Consider the following 9118-nt stretch of genomic DNA (forward strand, 5'->3'; position numbering starts at 1 on the left):
TTGTGCACAGGCCCCGCTTCAAAGCAGATTCCGAGCTAACTATGAGTGGGAGTAGTAGTAGGGCCTGTGGAAACCGTGGATAACGTCGTCCACGCAGGTCAGACCCACTTTTTTGTCCACTGCCCCTGTGGGTGGAACCCGTGGACAACCGGGGTGTTCTGTGGACACACGAAAGTTCTGCACACCCGATTCACAGGACAGGGGGAGTTCTCCCCAGTGCTGTCCCCAGCTTTCCCCAGGTTCCCCACAGCCCAAACGTCTCCCTTGGTGTGACGGCTTTCACTCGCCCCAGTGAGCCCGGGCGTTTCCTTGCCGAACAGTGGACAGCGGTGTGGAGAAGCTGTGGGCAACCCGCCGCTGCCTGTGGGCTGCCGGTGGACAACCGCGCGGCGCCCCTGTGGACGGATCTTTTGTCCACAGGCTGTGGAGATCGTTTGCCAACAATTCCACAGGGCCCTGACCTGGGATGATGCCTGGTCAACAGGGGCGCCTGTGGATGCAATCCGGATAACTCGGCAGTCCCCACCCTGTGGACGGGAGATCATCCCCCAATCTGTGGAGAAGCCGCCACCGGAACGCAGTAATCGAACAGCGGCAACGGCTCGGCGGCGGCTCGGCGACGGCCTGGCACCTGCCTCGGCGGCGGTTGCATGCCCCGGAGGGCGCCCCGGAAACGCCGAAGGGCGCCCCGGGAGTGCCCGGAGCGCCCTTCGTGAGGAGCCTTCGTGAGGAGGCCGAGGAAGCGGTCGTCAGCCGTTCTTGATGCGGTTGGTCAGCTCGGTGACCTGGTTGTAGATGGAGCGCCGCTCCGCCATCAGCGCCCGGATCTTGCGGTCCGCGTGCATGACGGTCGTGTGGTCCCGCCCGCCGAACTGCGCGCCGATCTTCGGCAGCGACAGATCCGTGAGCTCCCGGCACAGGTACATGGCGATCTGGCGGGCGGTGACGAGCACGCGGCTGCGCGAGGAGCCGCACAGGTCCTCCACCGTCAGCCCGAAGTAGTCGGCCGTGGCCGCCATGATCGCGCCGGCGGTGATCTCCGGCGCCGTGTCCTCGCCACCCGGGATCAGGTCCTTGAGGACGATCTCGGTGAGCCCGAGGTCCACCGGCTGCCGGTTGAGGCTCGCGAAGGCGGTGACGCGGATCAGCGCGCCCTCCAGCTCACGGATGTTCCGCGAGATCCGGGAGGCGATGAACTCCAGCACCTCCGGCGGGGCGTTCAGCTGCTCCTGGACGGCCTTCTTGCGCAGGATCGCGATGCGGGTCTCCAGCTCCGGCGGCTGCACGTCGGTGGTGAGGCCCCACTCGAAGCGGTTGCGGAGCCGGTCCTCCAGCGTCATCAGCTGCTTCGGCGGCCGGTCGGAGGAGAGCACGATCTGCTTGTTGGCGTTGTGGAGCGTGTTGAAGGTGTGGAAGAACTCCTCCTGCGTCGACTCCTTGCTCGCGAGGAACTGGATGTCGTCGACCAGCAGGATGTCCACATCCCGGTAGCGCTTGCGGAACGCGTCGCCCTTGCCGTCACGGATCGAGTTGATGAACTCGTTGGTGAACTCCTCCGAGCTCACGTACCGCACCCGCGTGCCCGGGTAGAGGCTGCGCGCGTAGTGGCCGATCGCGTGGAGCAGATGGGTCTTGCCGAGGCCCGACTCCCCGTAGATGAAGAGCGGGTTGTACGCCTTCGCCGGCGCCTCGGCCACGGCGACCGCGGCCGCGTGCGCGAAGCGGTTCGAGGAACCGATGACGAAGGTGTCGAAGAGGTACTTGGGGTTCAGGCGCGCGTGCTGCTCGCCCGGCGCGCCCGAGCCGGCGCCCTGACCGGACGAGGAGCCGCCCATGCCGGTCGTTCCGGCTCCCGGGCGGGGTCCGCGGCCGCCGGGGCCGGGGCCGCCGGGGCCGTCCGTGTCGGGCAGCTCGCCCCGTTCGGGGCGCTGCGGCGCCTGCTCGTACGGGGGGCGCTCGTCGTACCGCGGCTGCTGGGGCTGCTGCGGCCGGGGCGTCGCGTACGGATCGCGCTCCTGGAAGCCGGCGAGCCGCTGCTGCTGCCAGGTGACGTCCTCCTGGGCGCGCGGCCAGACGCCCGGGTCGGGGCGCTGCTGCTGGTACTCGGGGTAGGCGGGCCGGGCGGTCGGCAGGCCGTCGTCCGGCATCGGACGCCCGTAGTCGTCGTAGTTGTCGTAGCCGTCGTACGCGCCGTAGGGCTGCGGCGGGGCCGGCCGGGCGGGCGGCGCGGGCGGCGTCGGTTCGGCCGCGGAGTCGTCGACGGTGATCGCGATCCGGATCGGCCGGCCGCACGCGCGGCTGAGGGCCTCGCTGATCAGCGGGGCGAGCCGGCCTTCGAGGACCTGCTTGCCGTACTCGTTGGGCACGGCGAGGAGCGCGGTGTCGGCCACCAGTGCGAGCGGCTGGCAGCGCTCGATCCACTGCTTGTCCTTGGGCTCGATGCCCTGGCCTTCGCCGAGGAGCTGTTCCAGCACGCGCGGCCACACTGCGGCAAGATCGGCAGGTACGTCAGCCACGGGGCACGCTTCCTCATTGGTCCCACGAAGGTGTGGTTCTGCGGGACGGTGGGTCGAAGTCCGGAAGGACAGGTAAGGACAGAACGGAAAAGACTGCGGAGTCCAGCCACGGTAGTCGTGGCGGCTGACGTGGTTCAAGTTGTTGTCCACAGCCTGTGCACAGAGCACCCCGGTGACCGGTCGGTTTGACCGGATGGCGTAGCCGCGCGTACCGTAACCAGGTCGAGTTGTCGATGGCTGCTGCCGCCTGCCTACCGATGGGCGAAGATCACCATATGTGATCGCGAAGCGGTGCACTCGGGCGTATGCGAGCTACTCGTGGGCGCACGGTGACAGCCAGGCGATGTCCCGCCACCAACGAATCATTACTGGAGCCCCCGAGTGAGCAAGCGCACCTTCCAGCCGAACAACCGTCGTCGCGCGAAGACCCACGGTTTCCGCCTGCGCATGCGTACCCGTGCCGGCCGCGCCATCCTGGCCGCTCGCCGTGGCAAGGGTCGCGCCCGCCTGTCCGCCTGATCCGCGCACAGGTCATGACGTGCTGCCTACCGAGAATCGGCTGAGGCGGCGCGAGGACTTCGCGACCGCGGTACGCAGAGGACGCCGGGCCGGCCGCCCGCTCCTCGTCGTCCATCTACGCAGCGGTGCAACGGACCCGCACGCGCCTGGGGAGAGCGCTCCCCCGACGCGTGCGGGTTTCGTCGTGAGCAAGGCCGTAGGCGGCGCGGTCGTCCGCAACCAGGTGAAGCGTCGCCTCCGCCATCTCGTCCGTGAGCGGCTCACCGAGCTCCCCCCCGGTAGCCTGGTGGTCGTACGGGCGTTGCCCGGAGCCGGTGACGCCGACCACGTTCAGCTGGCCCGAGACCTGGACGCCGCTCTCCAGCGGTTGCTGGGAGGGGGCACGCGATGAAGTACCCGCTGCTGGCTCTCATCAAGCTGTACCAGTGGACGATCAGCCCGCTTCTGGGTCCCGTCTGCCGGTACTACCCGTCGTGTTCCCACTACGGATTCACGGCCATCGACCGGCATGGCGCGATCAAGGGCACTGCCCTGACCGCCTGGCGCATCCTGCGGTGCAATCCGTGGTCGCCCGGCGGCGTGGACCATGTTCCCCCGCGCAAGCGGCCGCGTTGGCACGAGATGCTGCGGGACGCGCTGCGCGGAGACAAGGGCGGGTCCACCGCCGAGACGAGCCCGGCTGCAGAGACCTCGCCCAATGCTCAAGGAGCCTGATTAGTGGACACGATTGCCAATTTTTTCAGCTTCATCACCACACCTGTCTCATGGGTGATCGTCCAGTTCCACAAGCTGTACGGGGCGATCTTCGGCCCTGACACGGGCTGGGCCTGGGGCCTGTCGATCGTGTCCCTCGTGGTGCTGATCCGCATCTGCCTGATCCCGCTCTTCGTGAAGCAGATCAAGTCGACGCGGAACATGCAGGCGCTCCAGCCGAAGATGAAGGCGATCCAGGAGCGCTACAAGAGCGACAAGCAGCGTCAGTCCGAAGAGATGATGAAGCTGTACAAGGAGACGGGCACCAACCCGCTCTCCTCGTGCCTTCCCATCCTGGCGCAGTCGCCGTTCTTCTTCGCCCTGTACTCGGTGCTCTCGCACATCGCCGAGGGCAAGACGATCGGCGTCATCAACCAGTCGCTGCTCGACAGCGCCCGTCAGGCGCACATCTTCGGCGCCCCGCTGGCCGCCAAGTTCACGGACAGCGCGGAGAAGGTAGCTTCCCTCAACGCCTCGATCACCGATGTGCGGATCGTCACCGCGGTCATGATCATCCTGATGTCTGCCTCGCAGTTCTTCACCCAGCGCCAGCTGATGATGAAGAACGTCGACCTCTCCGTGAAGACCCCGTACATGCAGCAGCAGAAGATGCTCATGTACATCTTCCCGGTGATCTTCGCCGTCATGGGCATCAACTTCCCCGTCGGTGTCCTCGTCTACTGGCTGACCACCAACGTGTGGACCATGGGCCAGCAGATGTACGTGATCAACCAGAACCCGACTCCGGGCAGCAAGGCCCAGGACGCCTACCTGCAGCGTCTGCTCAAGAGCGTCACCCACCACGGTGAGGTCCGCGGCCGCCGCCGGAAGAACATCGTCAAGGTGATCGTCGCCAAGGGCAGCGACCGCAACGAGAACGAGCGCCGCTTCTTCACGGGCCTGGCCAAGGCCGGCTTCGCGCCCCAGGCCGACGGCACCGTGATCAAGAGCGACACCGTGACCGCCGAGGCGGAGGGCGGTGCCGCCGCCACCCGGCGCCAGCAGCCCAAGCGCCAGACCAAGGCCCAGCGCCAGGCCGCCGCCCAGCAGCACGCGAAGGACGCCGAGGCGTCCGACGAGTCCGAGGACGCGGTCTCCGACAAGACGACGGCTCCCTCGCTGGAGAAGAAGCCGCAGTCTCCGGCGAAGGGTGCCAAGGCCGCTTCCCAGGGCCAGGCCGACCAGCCGGCGCGTCCGAGCCGCGCGAACTCCGGAGGCTCCCGCCAGGGCCAGGCCAAGTCCGGTCAGCGCAAGGGCCAGCAGCGGCCCAAGCACCCCTCCTCCAAGAAGTAAGCCTCCACGAAGCAAGAAGGAGTCCATCCGTGACGGAAGGCACCACCTCCGCCGCCGCCGAGGGTGGCGACACCCTGACCCGCCTGGAGCAGGAGGGTGAGATCGCGGCCGACTACCTCGAGGGCCTGCTCGACATCGCCGACCTCGACGGCGACATCGACATGGACGTCGAGGCGGACCGGGCCTCGGTCTCGATCATCAGTGACTCCGGCAGCCGTGACCTGCAGAAGCTGGTCGGCCGCGACGGAGAGGTGCTGGAGGCCCTTCAGGAGCTCACCCGGCTCGCCGTGCACCGGGAGACCGGTGACCGCAGCCGTCTGATGCTCGACATCGCGGGCTTCCGCGCCAAGAAGCGCACCGAGCTCGCTGAGCTGGGTGCCAAGGCCGCGGAGGACGTCAAGACCTCCGGCAAGCCGGTGAAGCTCGACCCGATGACGCCGTTCGAGCGCAAGGTCGTGCACGACGCGGTCGCCGCCGCCGGTCTGCGCAGCGAGTCCGAGGGCGAGGAGCCGCAGCGCTTCGTCGTCGTGCTTCCTGCCTGAACCCTCACGTAGAGTCGGCCCCGTCTGTTCGCAGGCGGGGCCGAATTTTGTCAGCCTGATAGTCAGCCACACAGTGCGTTCGCGCGGTACACATGCGGTACGGAAGGACGGTTCCCCGTGACGGAGGCAGCGGAGCTTCCCCAGGCGCCGGAGCAGGCGCGGACAGTCTTCGGCGAGTACTTCCCGGAGGCGGTCCGGTATGCGGAGCTCCTGGCGGACGCCGGGGTGAAGCGCGGTCTCATCGGCCCGCGTGAGGTTCCCCGGCTGTGGGAGCGCCATCTCCTGAACTGCGCCGTGCTCTCCGAGGTGGTGCCCGAGGGCGTCACGGTGTGCGACGTGGGCTCGGGGGCCGGTCTGCCGGGCATCCCGCTGGCCCTGGTCCGGCCGGATCTGAAGATCACGCTGCTCGAGCCGCTGCTTCGCCGCACCACCTTCCTCCAGGAGGTCGTCGAGCTCCTGGGCCTCGACCATGTGACCGTGGTCCGCGGTCGCGCCGAGGAGATGATGGGCAAGCTGCCGTCCGTGCACGTCGTGACCGCCCGCGCCGTGGCGCCGCTCGACCGGCTGGCCGGCTGGGGCGTGCCGCTGCTCCGTCCTTACGGCGAGATGCTCGCCCTCAAGGGCGACACGGCCGAGGAGGAGATCAACGGTGCTCGTGCCGCGCTCTCCAAGCTCGGTGTGGTCGAGGCCTCGGTCCTGCACGTGGGCGAGGGCATCGTCGATCCGATGACCACGGTCGTCCGGGTCGAGGTCGGCGAAAGCCCCGGTGGCGTGAGGTTCGCCGCCAAGCGTGCCAAGGCCGCCCGGTCGGCCAGGCAGCCCCGCCGGCGCCGCTGAGACCTTTCCGACAGTGATCCCCTGCGGGCGATCCCTGTCCGCTGATCCGTACAAGCTGCGATACGTACAGATTTCGGAGTGTCGAGCGGTCCCGGCCCTGCGGCGCGTGCATCGTGTTTCACGTGAAACGTCGCTCACTGCTGCAGGGGATCATCAGCCGCGGCCGCGCGGCCGCCACGCCCTGGGACCGCAAGCCGCCCGTGAAGCCCCCCGTGAGGGTGAGGGGGTTGTCCACAGAGGTGGATTCATCCACAGAACCACGGGCCTCGCTGGTTCACGACCCCGAAAGCATGGCAGGCTCTGTTCATCGCGAGCCTGAAGCCGAGGAGAGTGAATCCTTGCGGTCCGACGCCAACATCGCGGGACCGATGACCGATCCGGTCCCCGGTCCCCGAACCGAATCGGTAGGGATGGATGTTTCACGTGAAACACCGCCTCCGATGGACGACACCCCCATCGGTCGTGCTGCCCAGCTGGCCGTAGAGGCGCTGGGTCGTGCCGGTGAGGGACTTCCTCGGCCTGCCCAGACCCGCGTGATGGTGGTCGCCAACCAGAAGGGCGGCGTGGGCAAGACGACCACGACGGTCAACCTTGCCGCCTCCCTGGCCCTGCACGGTGCGCGTGTCCTGGTCGTCGACCTCGACCCGCAGGGCAATGCCTCCACGGCGCTCGGCATCGACCACCACGCCGAGGTGCCCTCGATCTACGACGTGCTGGTGGAGAGCCGCCCGCTCGCCGAGGTCGTCCAGCCGGTGCGGGATGTCGAGGGCCTTTTCTGCGCCCCGGCCACCATCGACCTCGCCGGTGCCGAGATCGAGCTGGTCTCGCTGGTGGCGCGCGAGAGCCGGCTGCAGCGAGCGATCCAGGCCTACGAGCAGCCGCTCGACTACATCCTGATCGACTGCCCGCCCTCGCTCGGTCTGCTGACGGTCAACGCCCTCGTGGCTGGCGCCGAGGTGCTCATCCCCATCCAGTGCGAGTACTACGCGCTGGAGGGACTGGGCCAGCTGCTGCGGAACGTCGATCTGGTCCGGGGCCATCTCAACCCCGCCCTGCACGTCTCGACGATCCTCCTCACCATGTACGACGGCCGCACCCGGCTCGCCTCGCAGGTGGCCGACGAGGTGCGCAGCCACTTCGGTGAGGAGGTCCTGCGGACCAGCATCCCGAGGTCCGTACGCATCTCGGAGGCACCGAGCTACGGGCAGACCGTGCTCACCTACGATCCGGGCTCCAGCGGTGCCCTGTCGTATCTCGAAGCGGCGCGCGAGATCGCCCTGCGTGGGGTCGATGTCGGCTATGACGCCACCCAGGCCCACGGAGGACAGCCTCCGCTGGGTCACCAGAACAGCCAGCGAATGTCGGAGGGGATCCAGTGAGTGAGCGACGTAGGGGGCTGGGGCGTGGGCTCGGTGCGCTGATCCCCGCTGCTCCCCAGGAGCGACCGGCGCCGGCTGTCGGGGTGGGCTCCGTCCCGGCCGCGGCTTCTCCCGGGGCCATTCCGGCTCTCGGTGCGGAGCGGGGTGTGGCCGCGGCGAAGCTGGCGACTCTTCCGGCGAGCCCGCAGTCCCCGGACTCCGTGGTTCCGGTGGTCGAGCCCGAGCCGACGCCGGAGACCGTCGCCGGGGCGCACTTCGCCGAGCTGCCGCTGGACTCCATCACTCCCAACCCGCGCCAGCCGCGTGAGGTGTTCGACGAGGACGCCCTGGCCGAGCTGATCACCTCCATCAAGGAGGTGGGTCTGCTCCAGCCCGTGGTCGTCCGTCAGCTGGGTCCCGAGCGCTACGAGCTCATCATGGGCGAGCGCCGGTGGCGGGCCTGCCGTGAGGCCGGCCTGGAGCGGATTCCCGCCATCGTCCGTGCCACCGAGGACGAGAAGCTGCTGCTGGACGCCCTCCTGGAGAACCTCCACCGGGCGCAGCTGAACCCACTGGAAGAGGCCGCCGCCTACGACCAGCTCCTGAAGGACTTCAACTGCACCCACGACCAGCTGGCCGACCGCATCGGTCGCTCGCGCCCGCAGGTCTCCAACACGCTGCGGCTGCTGCGCCTCTCGCCGCCCGTGCAGCGGCGGGTCGCTGCCGGCGTCCTGTCGGCCGGGCACGCCCGTGCCCTGCTCTCCGTGGAGGACGCGGAGGTTCAGGACAAGCTCGCCTACCGGATCGTGGCCGAGGGCCTCTCGGTGCGGGCCGTGGAGGAGATCGTCACGCTCATGGGCTCGGAGCCCTCGTCTCCGGTCAAGCCCAAGGGGCCGCGGGCGGGTGCCCGGGTCTCTCCGGCGCTGCGTGAGCTGGCGACCCGGCTCTCCGACCGCTTCGAGACCCGGGTGAAGGTCGACCTGGGCCAGAAGAAGGGCAAGATCACCGTCGAGTTCGCCTCGATGGAGGATCTGGAGCGGATCCTCGCGACGCTGGCTCCGGGTGAGGGCCGCGTCCTGGAGCAGGGATCGGCGGCTCAGGACGCCGAGGACGGTCAGGACGGGCAGGGCTCCGAGGGCTGAGGCTCCTCTTCTTCGTCCTCAGGGCGGAGGGGGGGGGGGGGGGGGGCGGAACACGACCCCCCCCCGCGGCCGGTGCCCTGGCCGGCGTAGGGCTCGCGGTGCGGGGCTGGCGGGTGGGCGTACGGTGCGAGGGCGACCGGCTCGTCGTGCGGGGCTTC

General features: G+C 68.8%; 9 protein-coding genes. 8 read left to right on the forward strand and 1 reads right to left on the reverse strand.

The genetic code is table 11. From position 1 onward, the window contains the following. Positions 1 to 749: 749 nt before the first annotated feature. Positions 750 to 2516: a chromosomal replication initiator protein DnaA gene (gene dnaA / locus ACFWJO_RS23170; RefSeq protein WP_386867908.1), complete on the reverse strand. Its 1767-nt coding sequence runs from the start codon at positions 2514 to 2516 to the stop codon at positions 750 to 752. 381 nt (positions 2517 to 2897) lie between these two features. On the opposite strand from dnaA, the gene rpmH reads away from it, so the two are divergent. The 8 genes from rpmH (at position 2898) to ACFWJO_RS23210 (ending at position 8960) form a co-directional block, all read left to right on the forward strand. Continuing rightward, positions 2898 to 3035: a 50S ribosomal protein L34 gene (gene rpmH / locus ACFWJO_RS23175; RefSeq protein WP_125638610.1), complete on the forward strand. Its 138-nt coding sequence runs from the start codon at positions 2898 to 2900 to the stop codon at positions 3033 to 3035. Positions 3036 to 3054: 19 nt separating this feature from the next. Beyond that, positions 3055 to 3426 (forward strand): ribonuclease P protein component, encoded by a 372-nt coding sequence (gene rnpA, locus ACFWJO_RS23180; RefSeq protein WP_384417893.1) that lies wholly within the window; start codon positions 3055 to 3057, stop codon positions 3424 to 3426. Further along, positions 3423 to 3749, forward strand: coding sequence for a membrane protein insertion efficiency factor YidD (gene yidD, locus ACFWJO_RS23185; protein WP_128983195.1), 327 nt, complete (start codon positions 3423 to 3425; stop codon positions 3747 to 3749). The genes rnpA and yidD overlap by 4 nt, the downstream gene beginning before the upstream one ends. 3 nt (positions 3750 to 3752) lie before the next feature. Next, on the forward strand, positions 3753 to 5081 hold the full coding sequence (yidC, locus tag ACFWJO_RS23190) for a membrane protein insertase YidC (protein WP_386867911.1): 1329 nt from the start codon (positions 3753 to 3755) through the stop codon (positions 5079 to 5081). A 29-nt stretch (positions 5082 to 5110) separates the two neighbouring features. Further along, positions 5111 to 5623, forward strand: coding sequence for a protein jag (locus tag ACFWJO_RS23195; protein ID WP_384417888.1), 513 nt, complete (start codon positions 5111 to 5113; stop codon positions 5621 to 5623). Positions 5624 to 5740: 117 nt separating this feature from the next. Continuing rightward, complete coding sequence (gene rsmG / locus ACFWJO_RS23200) at positions 5741 to 6460, forward strand: 16S rRNA (guanine(527)-N(7))-methyltransferase RsmG (RefSeq protein ID WP_384417885.1); 720 nt, start codon at positions 5741 to 5743, stop codon at positions 6458 to 6460. 290 nt (positions 6461 to 6750) lie between these two features. Beyond that, positions 6751 to 7839: a ParA family protein gene (locus ACFWJO_RS23205; RefSeq protein ID WP_386867921.1), complete on the forward strand. Its 1089-nt coding sequence runs from the start codon at positions 6751 to 6753 to the stop codon at positions 7837 to 7839. Beyond that, entirely contained in the window at positions 7836 to 8960 is a 1125-nt protein-coding gene (locus ACFWJO_RS23210) for a ParB/RepB/Spo0J family partition protein (protein WP_386867913.1), read from the forward strand. Before ACFWJO_RS23205 ends, ACFWJO_RS23210 begins: the two co-directional genes overlap by 4 nt. The last annotated feature ends 158 nt before the right edge of the window (positions 8961 to 9118 follow it).

The organism is Streptomyces sp. NPDC127092 (genome assembly GCF_042722475.1).
Lineage (GTDB): Bacteria > Actinomycetota > Actinomycetes > Streptomycetales > Streptomycetaceae > Streptomyces.

Excerpts from the sequence above, each read along its gene's own strand:
- yidD (WP_128983195.1), top strand. The coding sequence starts at position 3,423 with ATGAAGTACCCGCTGCTGGCTCTCATCAAGCTGTACCAGTGGACGATC.
- ACFWJO_RS23205 (WP_386867921.1), top strand. The coding sequence starts at position 6,751 with ATGGCAGGCTCTGTTCATCGCGAGCCTGAAGCCGAGGAGAGTGAATCC.